The sequence below is a fragment of the Bdellovibrio sp. SKB1291214 genome (genome assembly GCF_002209355.2).
In the GTDB taxonomy this organism is placed as follows: domain Bacteria; phylum Bdellovibrionota; class Bdellovibrionia; order Bdellovibrionales; family Bdellovibrionaceae; genus Bdellovibrio.
Genome location: NZ_CP106855.1, coordinates 2,783,506 through 2,806,494, shown reverse-complemented (window position 1 = coordinate 2,806,494; position 22,989 = coordinate 2,783,506). Strand labels below are relative to the sequence as shown.

Genomic DNA, 22,989 nt, shown 5'->3' with positions numbered 1-22,989 from the left:
GTCTTGCGTGAACTCAGCATCGTGTACTCATGCTAGAACTTTTATTTTCTCTTTTAGTATCTCCTTCGAATGCTCCTGTGCAAAATTACGCGACAGTCGTTCAGACGTTGCAACAGATTCAGGCAGCCTATCCAACAACAGCCCAAGTGATCGATATCGGAGTTTCTGATTCGGGTCAGAACATTGTCGGCATCAAAATTGGCGACGGTGAAACTGCTGATCTAATCGTCGGGACACACCACGGGAACGAATATGGGTCCACCGCTGTCGCTATGGGTGCGGCTGAAGCTTTTGCAAAAAACCCTATTAAGGGTCACACCGTTTATATTATTCCAGTGCTGAATATTCCGGGATTCAACTCTCGCTCTCGTTATGAGCGCTTGTCGTCAGGAAGTGTCGATCAAAACCGCGATTACCCAGGACCATGTATCACGGGGAAGCCATTTAAATCAAAAGCGACGCAAGCTCTCGCAAACTTCATTGATCAGAAAAATATCATCAGCTCTGCCACACTTCACACACACTGGCCTGCAGTTCTTTATCCGTGGGGTTTTTCAACTCGTGATGTGGGAACTAAAGACGACGCGAAGTTCATCCAGCTTTCCAAAGATGCTGTGGTTGAAAGTGGTTATGACGTTGGTAATTCAAAAGACATGCTTTACGCAGCTGATGGCGCTTTTGAGGATTACGCCTATTGGAAGCACGGTATTTGGTCTTTGTTATTCGAGATGGGTGAAACTCACACGCCGTCCGAAGCGCAAATGGCCCAGATGGTGTCAGTGAATGTTCCAGGTATCCGCAGATTCTTTGAGAACGCTCCAAAGAAACGTGCGACCGATCATGCTTTCACTGGTAAATGCGATCGCAGCATGATGCAAAGAACTCATCTCGAATAGTTATGGCCATTGCAAATTGAATAGCAAATCTACCGATCCCCGCAAAGGATCGGTTTTTTTATGCGAAAACCGTTTCACAATGAAACGGGACCATGCCTTAGTTTTTGACGGTTCCACCCCTCTTTTTAGAGAAAAAAGAGTCCTTTCGGAATCTTACGGAACGCCTCAAAGTGCGCCAAATTTTGTCTCTCAGTGACAATTTAGACGTCTCGAGTTGAGGCAAGTACCTGATTGCAGGCTTTTATTCCATGGCACTGGCCTTGCTCATAAGGCTTCGGGAAAACTTTTAACCCCGGAGGATATACATGGAATTTCTAATGTCACTTGGTCGCGGTTTTACTTCAGGAGATGCAATTTGGATGTGGACTATCTTGGCTGCTCAAATCGTATCTGTAGCTATTATTGCTGAGCGCTCTATTGCTTTGTTCATGAACCGCAAGGTCAACCAAAAGGATATGTCTAAAACGATCGCAGACGACATTAAAGCCGGCAAATTGGACCAGGCACTACGTCGCTCTATGCAAATGGGTTTGACGCAACCATTGGGCGTTGTGGCTTCTGCAGGCATCCAGGCAGCTATTGATATGGGTGGTAAAGAAGAGATCCAACTTAAAATGGATGAAATCCTTCTTGAAGAATCTAGCCGTGTTGAAAAACGTATCGGTTTCTTGGCGATGTTTGCCAACGTAGCAACGTTGTTGGGTCTATTGGGTACTATCACTGGTTTGATCCACTCTTTCGCCGGTATCGCTAACGCGAACCCAGCAGAAAAAGCAGCGATCTTGTCACAAGGTATCTCTTTGGCGATGAATACAACAGCTTACGGTCTAGTAGTAGCGGTTCCAGCGTTGATCATGTACGCGGTCTTGCAAAACAGAGCGACTCGTTTGACTGAGGATTTGAATAAAGCCGCTTTGAATTTGTTCATCCAACTTGGTTACCACTACGCTCCAGTTTCTGACAAAAAAGAAAAAGCACTTAAGTAATTAAACTAATAACTGAGAGGGCTTTATGAGCGCATCATCAGGTAACAACGACAAATTAAACTTCGAGATCAATATCCTACCGATCCTCGACATCCTTTCCGTACTCATCTGCTTCTTGCTTTTGACGGCGGTATGGTTGCAAATCGGTACTCTTGATACGAAGCAAGCCATTGGCGACAACTCCACTGCTGGAGCTGTGAATCCCCCGTCACTATGGGTGACGATGGAAGCAGACGGCAGTATGCAACTTTCTTTGCGCGATATTCCTAAAGCTAAAACTTTAGAAGACCGTATCGCTAGATCTGCTCAAGGTGTGGACCTAACAACTCTTGAAGCAAAATTGAAAACTTTGAAAGCCCAATGGCCTGATCTTAAAACAAGCATTGTTCGTCCCGGCGCACAGACCAATTATGGTGATGTGATCCGAGTGATGGATAAGTTGAAGCAAAACTCATTTGAAGGCGTGGGCTTGTCCCCACTAGGGTAATTATATGAGAACTTCATTTGTTAACGTCAATAAACAACGTTCTCCTTTGATGGAAACTCAAACGCTAAAACCAGGTGGTAAAAAGAAATCCTCTGGCGGAGCCAACTTGGCTCTGGCGTTGCCGTTAACATCATTGATCGACGCTTTTTCTATCATCGTGATCTATCTTTTAATTGGTACGCAATCAAACGGTATTGAAGTTAAAAGTGGTCAAATGAATCTGCCAATCGCAGAACACGCTCAAGGTGTGGATAAAGAAATGGCGATTTTGAGAATCGAAAAAGGCAATTACTTCGTAAATGACGAACGTGTTGTCGGAAGCCAGTTGGGATCAAAACTAGAAGCTTTGAAAAAAGACTCTAAAGAAGAAATCGAATTGATGATCCAAGCTGACACCGAAATGAAATACGCTGACCTAGATCCAATCATCAAGGCTGGTTCCTTGGCAGGTATCGAAAAACTTAAATTTGCGGTGGTACCAAAACAATGAGAACACTTAAACGCCTCCTAATTATTAGTCCGATTCTGGCTGGCGCTCTGTATACACAGATCGCTCGCGCGGAAAAGATGAACTCCGACACGCAAGATCTTGTCGTCGGCAAGATGGAGCGCGTTCTTAAGGCGATGGATGTTAAAGATCCTTCGTGGGTACCAACGCAACAACGTTTGGCAGATACACTTGCAGAAAGAGCTCGTACGCGCTTTATGCAAGAAGTTGAAGCCAATTGTGACGGCTGCAAAGGCTCTAAAGCAGATCGCCAAAAAGCGATTCAAATTTACGAAAGCATCCTGTCCCAAGTTAAATTAAACGAACACGGTCCGATTTTGTTCCAATTGGGTCACTTGTACCAAATGGCTGGTCAAAATGATAAAGCCATCGAACTTTTCCAAAGCATCACTAAAGATGCAAAGAAAAAATCAATCTCTGCTGATATCGTATCCCGCTCGCATGCCGAGTTGGGTGATTTACTATTCCAAAAAGGTAAATTTAAAGAGGCCAAAGCAAACTACGAAGTGGCTTTGAAGGACAGAAAACTTCAAAACCGTGCTTTGGTGATCTACAATATGGCTTGGTGTGATTTCAACCAGGACAAGCTTAATCCAGCAGTAAAAACTATGGAAGGCTTGCTTTCTAAGCCTGAACTAATCACGCGCGATACCGAAGAAGGATCTAAGTACGATCCAGTTTTCCATGCTGATATCGTGCGTGACCTTGGTACTTTCTATGCGCGCAGAAACATCACGACTCGTGAAATTGCTCGCTTTGAAGTCCTCTCCCCTAAAGAAAAACGTAAAGAATTACTTTTAAACTTTGCACAAGAAGCGGACCGCATTGGTCAAAAGCAAGCGGCTCACGACATCTTAAGTCGCTACCTGGATCAAGAAGGTTTGTCTGATACAGAGACTCTTGAAGCTTTCGTACGTATGGCGAAAATCAACTACGATCGTGGTCAAACAGGTCAATCCACTCGTGACTTTGAAAAAGCGGCTAAAGCTTTTAAAAATACGTGCAAAGATCCATCTAAATGTGAAGAGTTGAAAAAGACGATGAAGACTTATGTAACGGAGCTTCACCGTTCTAAAAAATTAAAACCAGATCAAGATCTTTTGAACTCGTATGTGATTTATGCGAACACATTCCCAGAAGATACGGAGATGACGACTCGCGGGGCACAAGTTGCAATGGATATGGGTAAACCAGCTGTTGCGGCTCAGCTTTACCGTGCAATCTCTGACAACTCTGATTTGTCGGATAAAGAGCGTCAGAACGCCCTTCTTAACGAAGTGGCAGCAGGTGAAAAATCTGGCGACGTGAATTTGCAAAGAGCGGCCTACATCAACTTCCTTAAAAAAGGTAAAGATGAAGGCAAATCTTTCGAAGTTCGTTACCAAATGGCTTATTTGAACTATCAACAAAAACAGCTTAAAGAAGCCGCGGTTGCATTCAACGATCTTGCAACTGATAAAAAAGGTAAACCAGAACTTCGTAAAAAGTCTGCGGACCTGGCTTTAGATAGCTTGGCTCAACTTAAAAATGACGAGCAAATTCAAGAATTGGCTGCAAACTATGCGGCAATCTTCCCGGCTCACAAAGCTGAATTTGAAGCGACGTCTCGCAAAGCTTTGATGAATCAAGCGGCAGCTTTGGCGAACAATCCGAACTCGTCAAAATCTGATATGCGCACGGTATTGAAACGTATCACGAATACAAACTTGGCTTCTGCAAATGCTGAAGAAAAGGTTTTGTTCTATACGAATGAATCCATTATGGCCCAAAAACTGGGCGAAGATGAGATCTACGTTCAAGCGTTAAACAAACTGATCGCCTCAGATGTTTCGGCCGCGCGCAAAGAAGCGTTGCTTGAGCAATTGACTGGTTACTATGAGAAGAAATTAGATTTCGCGAATGCGTACAAAACAGCTCTTCGCTTGAAAATGCCTAAGGTCTCAGAAAAAGACCGTGAATTCCGTTTGGGAACCTTGGCGGACCTTGCTAACATGAATCCACAACGTCACTACCGTGCGGCTTTGAAATTGGGCATCAAGGGTGACCGTGCCATGGTTATGCGCACTCGCCTCGTTTTGATGTCATCAAACCCTGCCGCAGAATTGAAAGCTCAATCTTCAGAGCTTCGTCGTAGCCCAGCTGTTTTGAATGAAACTGCCTTGTTGGTTTTCGCTCGCAACGGTATGAGCAACAGCTTGAGATCAGTTCTGGATATGAAAGAGATCCGCAACCGCTCTGCGGCTCAGTTTATCCAAAAACAACCTTTCTATAGCAAAGCTGCTAACTTTAAAGGTCAGATCGCGGCTCACATGATTTCGACGAAATCAGACCGTCAAATGCAAAGAGATATCACGGAGCGTATTAAGCTTTTAGCAAAGGCTGATGCCCTACTTGCTGATGCTAACCGTACTCGTGACATCACAGCTCAGCTGATGGCTCTTGAGGTCGTGGCTATCGAAAACGATAGAATGGTTCGCGATCTGGTGAATTTGCCTATGCCTAAAGGTTTGACACCTCAAGAACAAGCTCAGTACGTGGGTATCTTGAAGGCTAAATCTAAACCCTACCTGATGAAGGCGAAATTCGCGGAACAACGCGAACAAGATCTTTTAAATAACTCGTCGGCATTGGCGCAAATGGCTCAGGACTACAGAACTGCCCGTCCTGAGATCCAAAACATCCTTAAGCGCGAAATGACTTTGATCACTCAATTACAAGCGAGTGGCAAAATGAAGTCTGCGGTATCGGATGCGCTAAATTCGTCACAGGCAAGTGCCTCTGATTTAGCCTCGGCTCGCAAGTCTGTTGCAGCTGAGCCTAACAACGCTGGTGAGATTGTAAAACTTAAAACTCTAGAGACAAAAATGGGCCATCCACTTATGGCTTCGTACCTGGAAGGCCGTTTAAATCAATTACAGAGAGGAAAAAGCCTATGAAAACGCTCATTTTGTTGGCGCCCTTCTTGCTGAGTATGCTGGGTGCCCAAGGCGCTTTAGCTGCAAACAAAGCTAAGAAGGCCGAAGGGAACAAACCGCAACTAGGCACCTCATTCAAGTTTGATGGAAGTGCGCTTCGCGGAAAATACCAAAGCTCTCTGAATACGAAAGCGACGGTAGAGAACGATAAATTGTTGGAAGATCTGTTGGCCGGAAGAAAAGAATTTAATGATCGAATGGCTGATGATCAGAAAAGAAACTAGGACGTAAATATGAACGCAGCAAAACTACTAATTTTAGAAAATATCGCGGGCCAAAAAGTCCGTACGATTGCGGTCGATTCAGAGTCCTTGAACATCGTTTACCTAAAGGATCAACGTCGTGTTGAGGCCTTGGCAGATTTGAAAGTTCTTAAGGACAATGATATCGCCTACAGCCTTCTTAAAAAGATCGATCTTTCTAAGATGGGCACCAAAGGTGAAGCGCTGACTGGTTTGGGTCGTATTCGTTTGGCTACTGAAGCTGACGTAAACAGCCCTCAGTACACATTGACGGAAGAGCGAGACGAAGAACAACTAAAAATCATGTTGTCTCGTACAGCAGTTGGTCACTTAGTGGCAGTTGCCTTGATCATGCTGAGCACTTATGTCGTGGCTCACTACTTTACTAAAAAAGATGAAGCTCCTTTGGTAACTATCGTGGTTCCAAAACAGGAGACTCCAAAGGTTGCTGAACAAAAACCGGTTCCACACGTTAAGATGTCTGAGAAAAAAATCAAACAGACTAACAAGGTGTATAAACCAGTCGTTAAGAAACAACCTTTGAAAGTTAAGAAATACACAGTGAACACGAACAAAGCGAAAAGCGTACAACGCGTAGGCGCATTGGCGGCTCTTGGTGGTACACCGAAAGGCACTCGTGGTTTCGAGGGTCTTGACAACAACTCCATGAAAGCTATCCGTTCTGCGGGTGTTGGTTCTGGTGGTGGCGGTGTCGGTTCTGCAGGTCGCGGTGGTATCAAAGGTTACCTTCCGGGTAATGGTTTGATCGCTGGTTCTGCGGGTGAAGGTGGCCAAGCACAAAGTGCTGGTGGTTACGGAACTCGTGGTGTTGGTGGCGGCAGAGCTGGTTACGGTAAGATGAATATGGTTGGCGGCACAGCAGCTTCCAGTCTTCCTCTTGATGCTGAAGCAACTGTTGAAGGTGGTTTGGATCGTGACCAAATCATCGCGGTTATCAACCGTAACAAAGGTCAAATCGTATATTGTTATGAACAAGGTCTTCAAGCTCAACCATCTATCGGTGGTCGTGTAGCGGTAGACTTCGTGATCGGACCAAATGGTCGTATCACAACAGCAAAAGTAGCGCAAAGCTCATTGGGTTCGCGCACTGTTGAAAACTGCATGATCGCGAAAATGAAATCATGGCAGTTCCCGAAACCAGTAGGAAAAGTAAACGTAGATGTTCTTTACCCATTCGAATTGATGCGCGTATCTGCTCGCTAGTTTGAATAAAGGTACTTGAGAGGTTTATATGAAGACGGTAAAAAGTTTGATGATCGTGATCCCAGCAGCAATGGCTCTCACAGCATGTGATGGCTGGCAGAAGAGTCCGTCTTCGGACCTTCAAGACATGCGCGCTCAAGCAAAGACGATCACTGAGATGGGTCCAGATAAACCTCGAACAGTAACCAACGAAGTTGTCGTTGAAAAACAAGTTGAGAAAATCATCAAAGAAACAGGCGTGACAAGCTCTATGATCTTGTTAACTGCAGACTCTGAAATGATCTTTAAAGAAGGCGAAGCTAAATCTTATTCGATCCGCGCTTCCCTACCAGTTCCAGGTGCAACTGTCGGCCTGACTGCGACAAACCTTCCAGATGGCGCATCTTTAAGACCATCTCCAACTGAAAAAGACGTTTATGTTCTTTCTTGGAATCCACCTATGTACACGGTGGGATCTGACAGCGCATTGAAGTCCATCCAAATCAAATTGGTTGCAACTGTTACTGACGCTGGTCAGGCGAAAAATGCAGCTACTTTAAAAGGTATGGTTAAGGAACTTGATAAAATTCTTTTCGTAACTAAAACAACAATCGCTCCGTCTTCTTTGAAAGTTTCCGGCTTGAACGCTGAAGTTTCTGAAGACCAATTGACACCATTCTCTATAATTGTAACGGTTCCAGGTATCGATGGTAAATCCACTCAGAAACCTCGTCCTCTGATCAGCTACGATGGTCAAGCGACTTCAATCGGTAAAGACTACCAAGAGCTTGATGGTTCTCGTTACGTTATCGCTGACCTTTCTAAAAAAGAGCCTGAGTACCTTGGTAACTCTAAATGGAAATTCAATTTGATCTTCGATACTAAAAACATCGCAGTTCAACCTCAATTAGCTCAAAACGGCAGTATTATGTCACAAGCCGATGGCACTCGTGTTCGCTTCACGGTTAAGGCCTTCAGCCCTAATGGTCTTTCGACACCAGAAACTTTGGTTCAGGTTAAAATTGTTTACACAAAAACAATTACAGCTCCTCGCTTTGACGTTTCTGGTCTCGGCAAGCAAGGGCTCGAAGTTTCTCCGGGCGAAAAGATCGTTCTTCACTTCTCTGCTTCTTCAAACAACAGAAACGCAGTTGTGGCAGTAGAAACTAAAAACTCTGTCTTGCCAGGCAATCCACAAGTTTCTTGCGCGGTTTCTTCTACAGGCAACCATAAGCAAGACTGTACTTTGACTTGGGAAGTTCCTTGCGATGCGACTTCTAAAACTCTTAAAGGTTCGATCGATTTAGCTGCGACAAGCACTTTGAACGGTCGTATCTCTGACGTGACTGATTACTCTTTGAAAACTTTGAAAGCAGCTAAAGACAAAAAGCTTTGCGCTGCTCCAGTTGAAACAGCTGCTAAAAAAGCTGCGGAGGCAAAATAGTTATGAAAAACGTTAAATTCCTTTCAGCAACATTCTTGTTCATCGCACTTTGCTCTCAGAGCACATTCGCTGCCCCTGCGAAAAGAACTGCTCCTAAAAAAGCAGCTGTTACTAAAACTCAAGCCGCACCAGTTGATAACTCAGATGTAACGAGTGATATCGACTCTTTGGGAGGCAATGAGCAATTGATGAATATGGCTCAAAATATCAAGTCTGAAAGCCGCTCTCGTATCGTTCAAGAGCGTATCGTTGACAGACGCAATCGCTTAGAGGTTGGTGTAAACTACGGAATGAATTTCGGTGGCGACGCTTACACGAAAACTCAAGCTTTGGGCGCAGCCCTTGATTTCCACATCACTCCTCGTTGGTCTTTGGGTGCACGATACTATGACTACGGTAACTCTTTGACACCAGAAGGTAAGCGCATCTTCGATCAAGCAAAGGCAAACTACGCAGCTGGTGGCCGTGCTTATGCAGTGGATATCGATTATCCTGAAAGCGCTTTGATGGCGGTTATCAACTGGTACCCTATCTATGGTAAGACATCTTTCATGGATATCGGCGTTACTCAGTTTGACATGTACTTACTTGGTGGCGGTGGTCAAATCACTTTGTCTAGCGGTTCTACTCCGGTTTACACAGCTGGTCTTGGTATTGGCGCTTGGATGTCTAAACATCTAACGGCTCGCGCTGAGATCCGCTACATGAATTACACTGACAAACCAGTAACAGGTGAGCGTTCTTTGGACGTAGTAACTGGCAACCTTGGCTTTGGATGGATTTTATGATTTCCAAAACGTCGCTAGTCTCTCAACTTCTAATGGTCACGGCTTTAAGTGTTGGTCACAACGCTTTGGCTGCTGAGCGTTTTTCAGTCAAGGACTGGGGAAATTCCCTGGAAGCTTCCTTAGCTGACAAATCCGGCAAAAAGACATTAGAGTTGTTGGACTTTAAAAATCTAGAAGGCAAAGTTGCTATCTCTAAAGATGATAACAACGCTAAAAACAAAATTAAAAAAGCCCGTGAGTTATTTGCCCAAGGTAAATACTCTCAAGCTCTTGCTCTTTACAATGAAGTTCCACGTGGTTCTGATTACTGGTTCCAAGTTGTTGAAGAAAAAGGCTGGGCTCAGTTCCGTATGAACAGTCCTGAAAAAGCTTTGGCTCAATCCAAAACTTTGATCAGCCCGCAATTTGCGGAAGTTGTAAATGCAGAAGCTTACTTCTTGCAATCATTGGCAGAGCTAAAGATTTGTGATTACAAGTCTGTATTCAAAACAACTCAAGCATTCAAAGAAAAACAACGCGATCGTATCGCGTCTGTTCAAGCTTTGTCTAAAGAAGGCTTCAACGAAGCTTTCTTAAACGTTTTGAAAAAAGCCGATAAGTTCCCTTTGACAGCGGCAGACATGGGCGACTCTATGTTGAAGCTTCCAGTTCTTTTCTATAAAGACTTGGAATTACAAAAACAAATGCTTCGCTTTAAAGCCAGCCAAAAAGGTATGGAAGTTTTGGCTGCTAACAACACACAAAGAACTTTGCAAACTCAATTGGATCAAATCAATAAAGAGTCTTTCGTAAATATGAAAGTTCGTATGCAACAGTTGGCAGCAGATGAAACAGTTGAAAACAAACGCATCATCGGCAAATTGAATTTGGTTGAAGTGGAAGCAATTCAACGCGTTCACACCGACCAACAACTAGCGGACTCTGCTTACTCTGAAGGTAAATTCCAAGAGACGAACTCTGACCAATTGGTCTTTAAAGATGACGGCCGTCCATGGATTGACGAATTGGATAAATATGACGTTGTGACTAAGTCATGCGCTCAGAACGTTAGGAGAAAAATGTGAAACCACTTATAGCTCTTTGCATTTATCTTTCGGCATTCTTGCTTCTGTCTGCTTGTGCAAAAGAATCAGGAACGATGCTTTCACAAAAAGAACTTCAAGACCAAAAAGCTAAAATCCCAGTTTACCCAACAATTGCTGACCAGCAGTTCAATTGGATTACTGAGGACGGCGGCCAAAGCCAACTCGACTTCAACCCCCGCGTTGATATCCTGTTCGTTATGGACAACTCCGACTCTATGAAGACGGCGCAAGCGAACTTGATCAAAAACTTAAATCGCTTCACAAGTGGCATCACAAGTAACAAGATGATCGACTACCATATCGGTGTTGTGACTACTTGGGATGGAAAACACTGGAATGACCCTAAAGCTCCAGGTTACAAAAAGGCAGACGCTTTTGAAAAAGGCGAACTTCGTTTTGCAAAAACCATCGCAGGAACCGATTCGACTGAACGTTTTGTCACTAAAAAGGATTCTGCTGGAGTTCTTGCTTCAACTCTAAAAGTTGGAGTTGCGGGATATGAAATGGGTGGTCCGGAAACTGAAGAATTCTTCACTCCCCTTGCCGCTGCGCTAAATCAACAACGCATTGGTCGTGGTGGAACAAATGAAGGCTTCTTCCGTGACGACGCTCAATTAGTTGTAATCTTTTTGACTGATGCTGATGACGCTGATGCTGGCATCACTCCTGAACAAATGGCGCAAACTTTGATTGATTTCAAAGGCGGCAAAAAAGATAAAGTTTCTGTATATGGTGTATTGGTTTCAAAAAATACCCCAGATCAATACAAAGACTACGGCTTACGCGTTCACCCTACGTATCACAAAGAATGCTTTACGAACGGTAAAAACAATGGCTCTTGTAAAGAAGGTTTCGGTCCGGATCGTTTGGAATCCATGATTATTAAAGCGAATGAAGGCAGTGGCAACCCAGCGCAAATTCGCTCAAAGTATATCATGAACATCGTTTCTGAAAAGTTCGGCACTGAATTGGGTCGCATGGGTGATTCGATCACAGTTAAAACGTTGGAAAAAGAAATCGGTTTAAGCCAATTTCCTCGTATCGACGAATCTGGGAATTTGATGGTTCGCGTCCGCTACGGTACTCCAGAAGAGCTAGCTCAAGGCAAAGGCCAGCTGATTCCTTACAAAGGCAACGGTGGCTGGAGATACGACGCGAGCTCAAATACTGTGAAACTTTCGGGCGATATCAAGTACCAATACACAGAAGGCGCACGCTTTGCTGTAGACTTGGTTCCTGCACCATTCGGCGCAAGCAATAATTAGTTTTTGAAGGCAAAGGGTTCTGATTGATTCAGGACTCTTTGCAAACTTCCATCGGCTTTCATTTTCTCTAAAGCCACATTGAATTCTTTCTGAAGACTTCGACCTTCTTGATCATTCTTAAAAGCAAAATAGCAATCTTGATTGGAAACAGGACTTTCCTTGCTGTAGCTAACGCCCTTGGCTTTACTGATCTCTAGGGCGCGCAGACCCGAGCGCTCTTCAACGATAACGGCATCAATGTCACCGGCTGCAAGCCTTTTCATATTAGCGATGTCGTCTTCGGCGTAACTGAATTTAATTTTGGTGTTGTCTTGGATTTGCGAAGGATAATGATAGCGGAAAGTCAGGCCGACATTTTTTCCATAAAGGTCTTTTAACTCTTTAAACGGTTTATTTTCGCGATAGAAAATGTAATTGGTACGAACATAAAATGGAATGGTTCTGACGGCGTCTTTAGGGACGGAGTTGTCCAATCCGGGAAAATATCCCTCAACCTTGCCGTTAAAAAAAGCCAGTTTGGCTTTGTTTGCCGCCAAGACTTGAACTCGGAATTTGGTTTTTACATGACTCGCAATTTCTCGAGTCAAATCGATGAATAAACCTTTTTCTTTGTTTTCGACTAATAAAGGAATCGGAAAAGTCACAAGGTTAGCAACCTTGGCTTCCACAGAACCAGCAATACAAAATAAGGGAAGAACCCAGCACAGAATTTTCATGGCAACACTAAGTTAACATCGGGTAACTGCGCTTTAGCAAACAAATTCTGTTTATAAACTAAATTTCTGGATAACCGCGAGTTCCCAGTGTTGATCCGCGTTTGGTGAAAAAACCCTCTCTTTCCGTCACAGTAAAACCCTGCGCACGCAGTGCTCGTTTTAAATTCGATTTAAGAGCATAGGTTGTCAGGACGCTTGTCTCTGCCGAAGATTGCAACAACAGACGATTTAAAAAATCTTCGCCCCAAAGGTGCGGATGAGTCTTAGAACTAAAAGCATCGTAGAAAATACCATGATATCGAGAAATAAATTGAACATCCTCATTAAGAGCGCCATGGAAATCCGTCAGATTCGCAAAGTGATCCCTCAAGAAAGACTTTAACTGTTGTGGGGTGATTTCGGTGCCGATTAAAACGTGGCGAAGTGCTTCGTCGTATACTTTCGCGACATTTTGATGAAGTTGGTCTTGCTTACCATGCAGCCATAAATAGAAAAATTCACGCAGCTCAGGAATAGATTCGTAGCTGGTGATCAGACCTACTGTTTTATTTTGCTTCAGAGCTTCGCGGGCGAGGTTCATTTCGATATAGCCAAGCCCTAAACCCACCACCATAAAATGAGGGTTCTTGATCTTTTCTAAAACGGTGGCTGCGACGCTGCCGTATAGATATGTTGTTTCGGTGCTGGCGCCGCCCGAGTGGTGCATGGATTCGCCATAGGGTTTCGCGGGATCTAAGGATTCCAAAAGGCGCAGCGTGGGACTTTGATCTTTGGTAATTTCGATCTCAAATCCAATATCTTCCCATGATTTCAGTGGTTTTTCCTCAATCATTGACTTCCCGCAAAATAGAACCCATAACCGCCCTATGGAAAAAGGCTGGCTAGGACTTCCCTACCACACTATCAGCGAGCACTACAATCAACTCTTTGGCGAGAAGGTTTATAAGATCCCCGTCACAGTCGTTGATAATTGTCCAAACCGCATGGGGTTAAAGGGCATGCAGACCTGCGTCTTTTGTGATGTGTGGGGTTCTGCCGCAAATGCTGAAGCCATGACCATGGAGCTTCGCACTCAAATCGAAAAGTACCATGACCATATTTCCAAACGCTATAATGCAAAGGCGTTTTTGATTTACTTTCAGGCCTACACGAACACCTTCACCAAAGTTTCAGCACTTCGTAATAACTTTGATATCGCACTTTCTTATCCCTGGGTGAAAGGCTTTACGCTGGGGACTCGCCCGGACTGCCTTTCGAAGTCGGTCTTAGATCTTTGGAATGAATACAATGAGAAATCTTTTGTAGCGGTCGAAATGGGCGTTCAAAGCTTCTTTAATGATGAGCTGGAGTTCATGCGTCGAGGTCACACAGCGGAAGCATCGCTAGAGGCTCTTCATAAGATTGCCGAAAATACGAAGGTGGATTTAGGCATCCACTTGATCTTTGGGAGTCCCCAAGAAACCGATGAACGTATTATTAAAACGGCTGAGATCGTAAATACGTTGCCGATCACAAACGTGAAACTTCACAATTTACACGTTTTAAAACAGACCCCCTTGGAAGAGATGTATCATCGCGGAGAGTTTTCTCCCATCGATCAAGAAACCTACACTCGTCGTGTAGAACTGTTCTTGCAGCATCTATCACCGCGCTTTGCTTTGCACCGTCTGGCAGCTTACTCGTCCCGTTGGGATGAACTAGTGGCTCCTGCTTGGACAAAAAATAAAATGGGTACACATCAGGCGATCATCGATCATTTGCGCGCTCATGGCTCTTACCAATCCCAACTTTTTACGGCAAATTCTGACATGGATTCTGCTGCTCAGGCGTTTTTGCTAAAAAAATCCCGCCGCGTGGACGCGACCTAGTCTTAAGTTTTGACTCAATTTAAGTTTCTGTAAGATGACGACAGGTAAATAACAGGTCGATCAACGAGGAATCGGGCATTTACCGCTATCCGTTACTTTTCCACTCGGGAAACGGTGCCTAGTTGCACTCTTTTTTCGCAGGACAGACGAGTCAACACCCGCGATAAATCTGCTTAAATGATGAGCAACGTCACAAAAAAGTTGGCGTTATTTGAAAAAATACTCTTGCAACTTCACCGAAAGAATTACAAAGTTGAATTGAGATCGACACCCGCCTTATTGACGAGGCACCCGGGACCAGCCCCTAGATATAGGGGTAACACAGGGAGGTAGTAGACGTTTTTGTGAAATGAAATGGGAGCCGAAAGGCAAACATTATGTTTCAACGACTCAAAGCTAAGGATTAGCACTCAGTCTCAACCAATCTACATATTTATATATTTAAACCATGACTATTTTTTGCGAGGGGCAAAATTTAGCGGGGATTTTTTTGCCCAAAAGGAACTGGGCAGAGGGGATTTGCAACATGTTGGAAACAACAGCTCACATCATGAGAGTTAAGAAAAGAGACGGAACTCTTGAACCAGTCGACGTCACGAAGATCGTTGAACGTGTGACTCGTAATTGCCAAGGTCTAACTCAAGTGGACCCGCTTCGCGTAGCTACGAAAGCTATCAGTGGTCTCTATGATGGTGCGACGACAAATGAGCTCGACAACCTTTGTATCTCCACTGCTTCCTTGTTGATCGGTGAAGAGCCTGAGTACTCCCGCCTTGCGGCTCGCCTTTTGAGCACATATGTAGACGAAGAAGTTCGCTCTCAAAAAATCCAATCTTTCGCAGACTCTGTAAACTTTGGTTTCCAAGCGGGTTTGCTGTCCGAAGATACTAAAAATTTCGTTGAAGCCAACAAAGCAGCTCTTTGCGCGGCTATCGAGCCTTACCGCACAGACCGTTTTGAATATTTCGGTTTGAGAACTGTTTACGATCGCTATTTGTTGAAAAATCCAACAACACGTCAGGTGTTTGAAACACCTCAATACTTCTTTATGCGTGTGGCTTGTGGTTTGGCTCAAACAGTTGAGGAAGCTGTCGAGTTCTATCGTTTGATCTCTTCTCACGATTATATGGCTTCGACGCCAACATTGTTCAACTCTGGTACTTTGCGCCCTCAGATGTCTTCTTGCTATCTTTTGGATTCTCCACAAGATGACTTGCAAGCGATCTATAATAAGTACACAGACATCGCTTTGCTTTCTAAATTCGCAGGCGGTATTGGTGTTGCCTACTCTCGCATCCGCTCTCGTGGTTCCTTGATCAAAGGGACAAATGGTCACTCTAATGGTATCATTCCTTGGTTGAAAACAATGGATTCATCTGTTTCCGCTGTAAACCAAGGTGGTAAACGTAAAGGTGCTGCCTGCGTGTACTTGGAAACTTGGCATGCTGATATCGAGGAATTCCTTGAACTTCGCGACAACACAGGTGACGAGGCAAAACGTACTCATAATTTGAACTTGGCGAACTGGGTTCCAGATTTGTTCATGAAACGTGTTGAAACGGACGGTATGTGGTCTTTGTTTGACCCGCGCGTAGTTCCTCACTTTGTAGACATTTATGGTCCAGAGTTCGAAGCAGCTTACGAAAAAGCGGAAGCCGCTAAATTGTACTCTAAACAAATCAAAGCTCGCGACCTTTACTCTCGCATGATGAAAACTCTTGCGCAGACTGGTAACGGCTGGATGACATTTAAAGATGCTTCCAACATGAAAGCCAACCAAACTGGTGAAGCTGGTAATGTGATCCATCTTTCCAACTTGTGCACAGAAATCCTGGAAGTCACTTCAAACTCTGAAACAGCAGTTTGTAACTTGGGTTCTGTCAACTTGGGTCGTCATGTCGAAAATGGCCAATTCAACTTTGAAAAACTGGCGAAAACTGTTCGCACAGCAGTGAAATACTTGGACCGCGTGGTAGATATCAACTTCTACCCTATTGAAACAGCTAAGGACTCTAACCACAAATGGCGTCCAGTTGGTTTGGGTGTGATGGGTCTTCAAGATGCCTTCTTCTTATTGAAGTTGCCTTTTGACTCTCAAGCGGCTCGTGAATTGTCAGCGAAAATTCAAGAAGAGATCTACTACAACGCTCTTTTGACTTCTTGTGAACTCGCTGAAAAACACGGTCCTCACGGTGCTTACGAACAAACTCGTGCAGCTAAAGGTTTGTTGCAATACGATCTTTGGGGTGTGACACCTTCCCAACCAGAGCGTTTCAATGCTTTAAAAGCGAAGATCAAACAACACGGCTTGCGTAACTCTTTGTTGATCGCGATTGCGCCAACAGCAACTATCGCTTCTATCGTAGGTTGCTACGAAGCGATCGAGCCTCAAGTATCTAACTTGTTCAAACGTGAAACACTTTCTGGTGAATTCATGCAGATCAATAAGTACTTGGTACAAGATCTTAAAGCGATGGGCCTTTGGACTGAAGATCTTCGCAACGAAATCAAATTGAACGATGGTTCCATTGATGAAATCGCGGCGATCCCACCTCAATTGAAAGAATTGTACCGCACGGTTTGGGAAGTTCCAATGAAGTCCTTGATCGAAATGGCTGCGGCTCGTGGCGCTTACATTGACCAAGCTCAATCTTTGAACTTGTTCATGGAAAGTCCGACAATCGGAAAAGTGTCTTCTATGTACATGTATGCATGGAAACAGGGTGTGAAAACGACTTATTACTTGCGCTCTCGTCCAGCGACGAAAATCGCAAAAACAACTGTGAAAGCTTCTAATAACGGAATGGGCTTGGCGACTAGCGCTGCAAACACAATGGATGCAGCTCCAGCGGCGACTCAGGAAGCAGCAGCTCCGAAAAAGACTTACACAGACTCAGAAGTAATCGCTTGCTCTTTGGAAAATCCAGAGGCTTGCGAAGCTTGTCAGTAATCTTAGCGAAAGCTAAGCAGAGCTGAAAGTCCGAGGGGGGCTTTCAGCTCTAAAAAGGGCACCGGTGCCGATCGCCGGAAAAACTTTTAGGGACTTTTTATGATTCTAGATCCAGGCTTTAATTTAACTCTTCGTCCAATGAAATACCCAACTATGTACGAAATGTACAAAAACGGTATCAAGAACACTTGGACTGTGGATGAAATCGATTTCTCTACAGACTTGGTCGACCTTCATTCAAAAATGACTCCGGCAGAAAGACATTTGATCTCTCGCTTGGTGGCATTCTTTGCGACAGGTGATTCTATCGTTGGCAACAACCTTGTGTTGAACTTGTACAAACACGTGAACTCTCCAGAGGGTCGCATGTACTTGTCTCGTCAACTTTACGAAGAGGCTTTGCACGTTCAGTTTTATCTGACTTTGTTGGATAACTATATCCCAAATCCAGATGAGCGCGCGGAAGCATTTGCTGCGATCGACAACATTCCTTCCATCAAAAAGAAAGCAGATTTCTGCTTTAAATGGATCGACTCTATTAACGAACTGGAGCAATTGAACACGAAAGAAGATCGTCGTCGTTTCCTGATGAATTTGATCTGCTTTGCAACTTGCGTTGAAGGCTTGTTCTTCTATGCAGCGTTCGCTTACGTGTACTTCTTGCGTTCCAAAGGTTTGTTGCAAGGTCTTGCATCTGGCACAAACTGGGTATTCCGTGATGAATCTATGCACATGGCATTTGCCATCGAAGTTATCAAAATAGCTCGCCAAGAAGAACCAGATCTTTTCAACTCTCAAATGGAAGACATGGTTGTTCAAATGCTTGAAGATGCTATCGAATGCGAAATGGAATTTGCGAATGACGTTTTGCAATTGGGTGTCGCGGGTCTTTCTCCGAAAGATATGCGTCAGTATCTTGAGTACTGCGCAGACCAACGCCTTGAAAGCTTGAGCATTGCTCCTCGCTATAACGTGAAAAATCCGTTTGGCTTCATGGAGCTGCAAGATATGCAAGAACTTGCCAACTTCTTCGAAAGACGTGTATCAGCTTACCAAACTGGTATCAGCGGCTCTGTGACTTTCGATGAGGCGTTCTAATTTACTTTGGGTTGTATTATTCTTAGTATGCATGGGGGTGGGTTTCCTACACGGGTACCTGCCCCAAGGCATTTCTAGGGACTACGTCCTGCGACCTACAAAGGTTCGCGTACTGATCACTGACGAATCTCTTTTTCCAAAAAGCATCCAAGAAGAACTTGAAAACGATCTTCGGATCAAATTCGAGGTCACGGTCACGCGTGATTGGAATTCCATCCAAGCAAAAGTTATCGCAAGCCCGGCCCAAGATATTTTACTATTGCCTTCGTACTGGGCCAATACGTTAAAACAGCAAAATCTTTTGCATATCTCTGCAGAAAACTCCCTCTCTCAAAGAATTGCTCCTGATTTTCTGGCGCCTGTTATTTCGAATCGCAGTTTGTATTTTTATCCGCTGTACTGGATGAAAACAGGATTTAAAACAGCCTCTAATGGAACTTTCGAAGAGTTTTTAAAAGATAAAAAAGCGACAACTCTGTTTCTATTGAACGATGAAGATTTGCTTTTAAGCCATTTTCAAATCTGGCAGGACAAAGGCTTATTAACTTTGGTTCAACAAAAAAAGATCCTGACGCTTCCCTTAGATCGCCTGGTGACTAACGAACAGCGTGAAGGTGCGAGCGAACTTCCTTTGAACGAAAGCAATTCTAACCTAACGATCCAGGATGACTTGAGCGCCCTGTTGGTGTGGGGAGCCGCTATTCCAGAGGCCTCTGATAAAAAAGAATTGTCTATAGAGATATTAACGGCCTTAACTGCGAACTCAATACAAGAACAAAGCCTGATGAAAACGCCTTTCAACAGCACCCTTCAGGAGTTAACAACGCCTTCCCTGCCACCGCAAAGAAGAGCAACGCATATTCGTGAATTGAAATTAAAAGGAACCATCTTGATCAACACCAAGAATTTGGAAGCGACTAAAAAGCTCAGAGATGATTTTAATCTGATCTTATAACGACATAGCGGGACACAGCATTCCCGCTTGTGGAAGCGACGTTGCTTGAATCATATCCCGTTAAAGTTAGAACAATCGTGTTTGATCCCGTGCTTAATGCTGAACCCTTTAACACGATATTATAGCGACCATTACGGCACGTTCCATAGCCTGTCGTTAATGTGCTTTTCATATCGTAATAGTTCGCAGCGGCCGTCGTCACATTATTCACTGTGATCGTGATTCTGTGAGTAGGAAATGTAGAAGCATAACAAGCGCCACTTAGCTCCAAGTAGCGAGCGGAAGTGATCGTACCCAGATTATAAGTATCAGCCACCAGCTGAAGCTCTGTGGATGAAGGGTCTGTATTCAAAGTATGAGAGTTTGGATTTGATGGATCATCCGTCAAAAGAGAATTATCCGATGTTGGCGCGCAAGATGCCAGCACCGCCATCATCGCGAAGCAGGTCGCGAATTTGAATAAATCGGACTTCATAGAAACTCCCCCGTTCCTTTAGAATAAGCGAGGGAGCGACCAGAACTAAATCAATTCTTGGAAAAGTCTAGTTTTGAGACAACCTTTTGCTCCAAAGCGATGGGGCTTAGGAACAAGAAGTAAGTGGAAAGCATTATAGTCGCAAAGGGCATGAGCCCCATGAATAAACCAATTCCCATATGCATAACAAAGCCCATCAAAAGCCACACGTGGCGGCTTTTATGCCAGATCACCATCGGAGGGAAATACACTTCGAAAATAATCGTCATATAGCCAATAATGGGAAGGATCCAGGGGAAGTCCCTAAGGAAACTGAAGTCCACCGTGGTCATTTGCGGGTTTGCAAGGACACTCCACATAGCGGTTCCATCCCACCAGCTGGCACCCTTAAGTTTTTCCCAACCCGTGTAGGCGTAAATCGCAATGATCTGAACCTGCATCATACGAATCATCATACTCGACAAAGCGTCAGAAGGTTTGAATGATTTCTTTTTGCGAATCAAATTCAACACACTTAAACGCTCGCAGGAATTCGTAAAAGACATATAGAACAAAAACAATGAAGCGATAACATCGGCACCGAAATGAACAGGATAATTGCGATAGATAAAGCCGATGTTGATGACCCAGGCAAGGAGCATTAAAATTCGGCCCCCGATTCCCAGAGTCAAAAGAGCAAACAGAATCACAACCAGGATGTTGATTGGAACGTTGTAAGCATCCGACCAGAAATTCCAATCCCACATCGGACGACCTATTTCTGGCAAAATCAGCAGTGATTTTTCTTTTGTGACCCAACTTGCATCGGTGAAAAACCACATATTAAAAAAACGCATAAAACTCATGTAGAACAAAGTTCCACACAAGACGACACGCATAAATGCCAGACCTAAAAGATTTTGTGGAGCAAACCAAAACTCATCCCACAAAGCCCAAGCTCGTTTGATTTGGAATTGAAGATGCTTCATAGAATCTCCTCGTCACCCGCCACGCCACAACGAACAGAAGCTTTGGCGAAACGACGCTCTTGGGACATTTCTAATAAATTGACTTCTTTATTTAAGACGGCGTTATCCAGAAGTGGCAGCACATCTACGACTTGCTCCATGTCGATGCTTTCGGCATCGGGATACTTCTTGCAAAGCCATGGACCGAAAACTTGCGTCAGGCGACGCGGGTCCATCACCATAAAGCGCATCGCCGCCCATTCTCTTTTGCGAGTCAGTCCCGGAACCTTCGCGTCTTCTTCGGGATCGGGATACGAGGTAATGAGTGGTTCGCGATAACCCCCATCCTCTTGAGATGGATAATTCACGACGATTTTAAGATACATGGGCTGTGCTGGGTCTGGAGAAAAGAAATTCCAGCCGACATTAAGCCCCACAACATTCGCGTAAGGCCCCACAAATTTAGATGTGACACGCCCAAAGTAAGAACTCACGTTGGGCATCACCATCAAAGAAAAGATATTATAAACGATCCAGACACTTGCCAGGATCTTAAGTAGCGGCCTCAGTTTCTCCACCTTCACCATCGATCTCATCCGCCTCTCCGTAGAACGGTAGTTCGTCTTCATCAGATGACTCCCCTTCTTCGTTATCAGCATAAATTTGATCGTCAGAAGCCATCTCGATGTCTTCATCATTGTCGAAAGCTTCTTCGGCTGCAGTCAATTCATTTTCTAACTCAGCTTCAGCAGACATTTCCTCAGTAGCCCCTGTATTCTCAGCCGCTACCGAATCCTCAGCTCCACCCTCGCTGGAATTTGCGGAACCGTTTTTCAATGCTGCCATTTTAGCTGCAGTTTCTGCTGCTTTGATTTGTACCAAAGTCGTTCCCGCCGCCAAAGCATCATCGTATTTTTTCAACCAATTCGCATCGCGTGTTGGTACCGGTTCATCCATCGCAAGTGCTTCACGGATATTTTGTGCGCGCTCAAGATCACGTTTTTCAGCTTGGCGACGTTTTTCTTCTTCAAAGAAGTTTGATGACGTCGTGATTTCTTCAAGTTGAGAAGAGATCTTCATCAATTCATCTTCTCCTGAAGAGTAAGAAACGTTTTCAACATCAGAAGCCACCAATGAATCTGTGATAGACGCCAATGTCGGTTTTTCTTCCGCCATTTGTTCATCCATACCTTCTGGCAACAATTCATCAATTTGTGACAAAGTTGGAAGCTCTTTCAATGATCTTAGACCAAAGATTTCCAAGAATTTGCGAGTTGTACCATATTGCATAGGACGGCCTGGAAGGTCTGATTTACCTTCAAAGCTTACCAGATTTTTTTCCATCAAAGCGCGCAACAAGTGACCAGACTCGACACCGCGGATTTCATCCACATCTGATTTCACACATGGCTGCTTGTAAGCCACGATAGAAAGAGTTTCCAAAGCGGGACCAGAAAGCTTGAATTGACGAGCTTTCAAAGTACGTTTTAGGAAGTCCATATTGTCAACTTTAGTACGAAGTTGGTAACCACCTGGAACTTCTTCCAGAGTAACACCACGACGACCACCCGCGTATTCCACAGCCAATTGATCAAGAACACGACGAAGCTTGTCGCCTTTGATATTGGTGCCTTTGAATAGCAATTTCAAGGATGCCAAAGAAACCGGACGATCTGAAGCGAACAGAACGCTTTCAACGATGCTCTCAAGACGTTCCTCGTCGACGAATTCTACTTCCTCGATGTCGGCAGATTCAAAACCATCAAGCTCTGTGCCTTCCACAGAGACGTCATCTGAAGTCTCTTCAGATGCTTCCATTTCTGCAGTTTCTTCGTCGGTTGCTTCCGGCAAGAATCCTTCGGACTCTTCCTCTTCTTGAAGGAAAATAGAAGCATCAGCTTCGATACCGTCAAGTTCGTTCAACTCATCAGATGCTTCTTCAGAAATTCCTTCTGCAGAAGCCTCGGCTGTTTCTTCAGTCGCCATTTCGAAAGCGACTTCTTCAGCTTCAACTTCCGTTGCCACGGCAACATCGTTTTCCATCACTTCTGTGTCTAAAACTTCTTTATTCTTTTTGGAGTTCTTTTTCTTCTTAGACATT

At 44.3% G+C, this 22,989-nt stretch carries 21 protein-coding genes; 15 read left to right on the top strand and 6 right to left on the bottom strand.

The annotated features are described in order from the left end of the window. The first annotated feature begins 29 nt into the window (after positions 1–29). The 11 genes from B9G69_RS13885 to B9G69_RS13835 all read left to right on the top strand — a co-directional run bounded on the left by B9G69_RS13885 (position 30) and on the right by B9G69_RS13835 (position 11,879). Positions 30–896, top strand: a complete 867-nt coding sequence (locus B9G69_RS13885; protein ID WP_088614618.1) for a M14 family zinc carboxypeptidase — start codon at positions 30–32, stop codon at positions 894–896. Between the two features lie 305 nt (positions 897–1,201). Then, the gene (locus B9G69_RS13880) at positions 1,202–1,882 is read left to right on the top strand and encodes a MotA/TolQ/ExbB proton channel family protein (protein ID WP_088614617.1); all 681 of its coding nucleotides are present in this window, start codon (positions 1,202–1,204) and stop codon (positions 1,880–1,882) included. Positions 1,883–1,907: 25 nt separating this feature from the next. Further along, a complete protein-coding gene (locus B9G69_RS13875; RefSeq protein WP_088614616.1) occupies positions 1,908–2,369 on the top strand; it encodes an ExbD/TolR family protein in 462 nt (153 codons plus the stop codon). Between the two features lie 4 nt (positions 2,370–2,373). Then, a complete protein-coding gene (locus B9G69_RS13870; protein ID WP_088614615.1) occupies positions 2,374–2,859 on the top strand; it encodes an ExbD/TolR family protein in 486 nt (161 codons plus the stop codon). After that, complete coding sequence (locus tag B9G69_RS13865; RefSeq protein WP_088614614.1) at positions 2,856–5,813, top strand: tetratricopeptide repeat protein; 2,958 nt, start codon at positions 2,856–2,858, stop codon at positions 5,811–5,813. Before B9G69_RS13870 ends, B9G69_RS13865 begins: the two co-directional genes overlap by 4 nt. Next, the gene (locus B9G69_RS13860; RefSeq protein WP_088614613.1) at positions 5,810–6,076 is read left to right on the top strand and encodes a hypothetical protein; all 267 of its coding nucleotides are present in this window, start codon (positions 5,810–5,812) and stop codon (positions 6,074–6,076) included. Before B9G69_RS13865 ends, B9G69_RS13860 begins: the two co-directional genes overlap by 4 nt. A gap of 9 nt (positions 6,077–6,085) precedes the next feature. Next, positions 6,086–7,318: an AgmX/PglI C-terminal domain-containing protein gene (locus tag B9G69_RS13855; protein WP_088614612.1), complete on the top strand. Its 1,233-nt coding sequence runs from the start codon at positions 6,086–6,088 to the stop codon at positions 7,316–7,318. Positions 7,319–7,346: 28 nt separating this feature from the next. After that, positions 7,347–8,741, top strand: a complete 1,395-nt coding sequence (locus tag B9G69_RS13850) for a hypothetical protein (protein WP_088614611.1) — start codon at positions 7,347–7,349, stop codon at positions 8,739–8,741. A gap of 2 nt (positions 8,742–8,743) precedes the next feature. Further along, positions 8,744–9,529: an outer membrane beta-barrel domain-containing protein gene (locus B9G69_RS13845; RefSeq protein ID WP_088614610.1), complete on the top strand. Its 786-nt coding sequence runs from the start codon at positions 8,744–8,746 to the stop codon at positions 9,527–9,529. Next, positions 9,526–10,593 carry a hypothetical protein gene (locus B9G69_RS13840; RefSeq protein WP_088617099.1) on the top strand — a complete coding sequence of 356 codons (1,068 nt, stop codon included), beginning with the start codon at positions 9,526–9,528 and terminating at the stop codon, positions 10,591–10,593. Before B9G69_RS13845 ends, B9G69_RS13840 begins: the two co-directional genes overlap by 4 nt. Beyond that, positions 10,590–11,879: a hypothetical protein gene (locus B9G69_RS13835; protein WP_088614609.1), complete on the top strand. Its 1,290-nt coding sequence runs from the start codon at positions 10,590–10,592 to the stop codon at positions 11,877–11,879. Before B9G69_RS13840 ends, B9G69_RS13835 begins: the two co-directional genes overlap by 4 nt. Here the strand turns inward: B9G69_RS13835 and B9G69_RS13830 are convergent. Both B9G69_RS13830 and B9G69_RS13825 read right to left on the bottom strand, forming a co-directional pair. Further along, the gene (locus tag B9G69_RS13830; protein ID WP_088614608.1) at positions 11,876–12,595 is read right to left on the bottom strand and encodes a substrate-binding periplasmic protein; all 720 of its coding nucleotides are present in this window, start codon (positions 12,593–12,595) and stop codon (positions 11,876–11,878) included. The two genes, B9G69_RS13835 and B9G69_RS13830, sit on opposite strands and share 4 nt — an antisense overlap. A gap of 58 nt (positions 12,596–12,653) precedes the next feature. Continuing rightward, complete coding sequence (locus tag B9G69_RS13825) at positions 12,654–13,427, bottom strand: MnmC family methyltransferase (RefSeq protein WP_254916780.1); 774 nt, start codon at positions 13,425–13,427, stop codon at positions 12,654–12,656. Between the two features lie 34 nt (positions 13,428–13,461). Here B9G69_RS13825 and B9G69_RS13820 point away from each other — a divergent pair, with 34 nt between their 5' ends. From B9G69_RS13820 to B9G69_RS13805, 4 genes are all read left to right on the top strand, one after another. Beyond that, on the top strand, positions 13,462–14,463 hold the full coding sequence (locus B9G69_RS13820; RefSeq protein WP_265437794.1) for a TIGR01212 family radical SAM protein: 1,002 nt from the start codon (positions 13,462–13,464) through the stop codon (positions 14,461–14,463). A 526-nt stretch (positions 14,464–14,989) separates the two neighbouring features. Beyond that, positions 14,990–17,413, top strand: coding sequence for a ribonucleoside-diphosphate reductase subunit alpha (locus B9G69_RS13815; protein WP_088614607.1), 2,424 nt, complete (start codon positions 14,990–14,992; stop codon positions 17,411–17,413). A gap of 99 nt (positions 17,414–17,512) precedes the next feature. Next, entirely contained in the window at positions 17,513–18,511 is a 999-nt protein-coding gene (locus tag B9G69_RS13810; protein WP_088614606.1) for a ribonucleotide-diphosphate reductase subunit beta, read from the top strand. Next, the gene (locus B9G69_RS13805; protein ID WP_265437793.1) at positions 18,498–19,466 is read left to right on the top strand and encodes a hypothetical protein; all 969 of its coding nucleotides are present in this window, start codon (positions 18,498–18,500) and stop codon (positions 19,464–19,466) included. Before B9G69_RS13810 ends, B9G69_RS13805 begins: the two co-directional genes overlap by 14 nt. On the opposite strand, the gene B9G69_RS13800 is transcribed toward B9G69_RS13805, so the two are convergent. From B9G69_RS13800 to scpB, 4 genes are read right to left on the bottom strand one after another with little or no spacing between them, the layout of a single operon-like run. After that, positions 19,450–19,941, bottom strand: coding sequence for a hypothetical protein (locus B9G69_RS13800; protein WP_088614604.1), 492 nt, complete (start codon positions 19,939–19,941; stop codon positions 19,450–19,452). The genes B9G69_RS13805 and B9G69_RS13800 overlap by 17 nt on opposite strands. 50 nt (positions 19,942–19,991) lie before the next feature. After that, positions 19,992–20,909 (bottom strand): HTTM domain-containing protein, encoded by a 918-nt coding sequence (locus B9G69_RS13795; RefSeq protein ID WP_088614603.1) that lies wholly within the window; start codon positions 20,907–20,909, stop codon positions 19,992–19,994. Further along, positions 20,906–21,484 (bottom strand): hypothetical protein, encoded by a 579-nt coding sequence (locus tag B9G69_RS13790; protein WP_254916778.1) that lies wholly within the window; start codon positions 21,482–21,484, stop codon positions 20,906–20,908. Before B9G69_RS13790 ends, B9G69_RS13795 begins: the two co-directional genes overlap by 4 nt. Then, positions 21,441–22,988 (bottom strand): SMC-Scp complex subunit ScpB, encoded by a 1,548-nt coding sequence (gene scpB / locus B9G69_RS13785; RefSeq protein WP_265437792.1) that lies wholly within the window; start codon positions 22,986–22,988, stop codon positions 21,441–21,443. Before scpB ends, B9G69_RS13790 begins: the two co-directional genes overlap by 44 nt. Between the last annotated feature and the right edge of the window lies 1 nt (position 22,989).

Excerpts from the sequence above, each read along its gene's own strand:
- B9G69_RS13885 (WP_088614618.1), top strand. The coding sequence starts at position 30 with ATGCTAGAACTTTTATTTTCTCTTTTAGTATCTCCTTCGAATGCTCCT.
- B9G69_RS13880 (WP_088614617.1), top strand. The coding sequence starts at position 1,202 with ATGGAATTTCTAATGTCACTTGGTCGCGGTTTTACTTCAGGAGATGCA.
- B9G69_RS13875 (WP_088614616.1), top strand. The coding sequence starts at position 1,908 with ATGAGCGCATCATCAGGTAACAACGACAAATTAAACTTCGAGATCAAT.
- B9G69_RS13870 (WP_088614615.1), top strand. The coding sequence starts at position 2,374 with ATGAGAACTTCATTTGTTAACGTCAATAAACAACGTTCTCCTTTGATG.
- B9G69_RS13865 (WP_088614614.1), top strand. The coding sequence starts at position 2,856 with ATGAGAACACTTAAACGCCTCCTAATTATTAGTCCGATTCTGGCTGGC.
- B9G69_RS13860 (WP_088614613.1), top strand. The coding sequence starts at position 5,810 with ATGAAAACGCTCATTTTGTTGGCGCCCTTCTTGCTGAGTATGCTGGGT.
- B9G69_RS13855 (WP_088614612.1), top strand. The coding sequence starts at position 6,086 with ATGAACGCAGCAAAACTACTAATTTTAGAAAATATCGCGGGCCAAAAA.
- B9G69_RS13850 (WP_088614611.1), top strand. The coding sequence starts at position 7,347 with ATGAAGACGGTAAAAAGTTTGATGATCGTGATCCCAGCAGCAATGGCT.
- B9G69_RS13845 (WP_088614610.1), top strand. The coding sequence starts at position 8,744 with ATGAAAAACGTTAAATTCCTTTCAGCAACATTCTTGTTCATCGCACTT.
- B9G69_RS13840 (WP_088617099.1), top strand. The coding sequence starts at position 9,526 with ATGATTTCCAAAACGTCGCTAGTCTCTCAACTTCTAATGGTCACGGCT.
- B9G69_RS13830 (WP_088614608.1), bottom strand. The coding sequence starts at position 12,595 with ATGAAAATTCTGTGCTGGGTTCTTCCCTTATTTTGTATTGCTGGTTCT.
- B9G69_RS13825 (WP_254916780.1), bottom strand. The coding sequence starts at position 13,427 with ATGATTGAGGAAAAACCACTGAAATCATGGGAAGATATTGGATTTGAG.
- B9G69_RS13820 (WP_265437794.1), top strand. The coding sequence starts at position 13,462 with ATGGAAAAAGGCTGGCTAGGACTTCCCTACCACACTATCAGCGAGCAC.
- B9G69_RS13815 (WP_088614607.1), top strand. The coding sequence starts at position 14,990 with ATGTTGGAAACAACAGCTCACATCATGAGAGTTAAGAAAAGAGACGGA.
- B9G69_RS13810 (WP_088614606.1), top strand. The coding sequence starts at position 17,513 with ATGATTCTAGATCCAGGCTTTAATTTAACTCTTCGTCCAATGAAATAC.
- B9G69_RS13805 (WP_265437793.1), top strand. The coding sequence starts at position 18,498 with ATGAGGCGTTCTAATTTACTTTGGGTTGTATTATTCTTAGTATGCATG.
- B9G69_RS13800 (WP_088614604.1), bottom strand. The coding sequence starts at position 19,941 with ATGAAGTCCGATTTATTCAAATTCGCGACCTGCTTCGCGATGATGGCG.
- B9G69_RS13795 (WP_088614603.1), bottom strand. The coding sequence starts at position 20,909 with ATGAAGCATCTTCAATTCCAAATCAAACGAGCTTGGGCTTTGTGGGAT.
- B9G69_RS13790 (WP_254916778.1), bottom strand. The coding sequence starts at position 21,484 with ATGAGATCGATGGTGAAGGTGGAGAAACTGAGGCCGCTACTTAAGATC.
- scpB (WP_265437792.1), bottom strand. The coding sequence starts at position 22,988 with ATGTCTAAGAAGAAAAAGAACTCCAAAAAGAATAAAGAAGTTTTAGAC.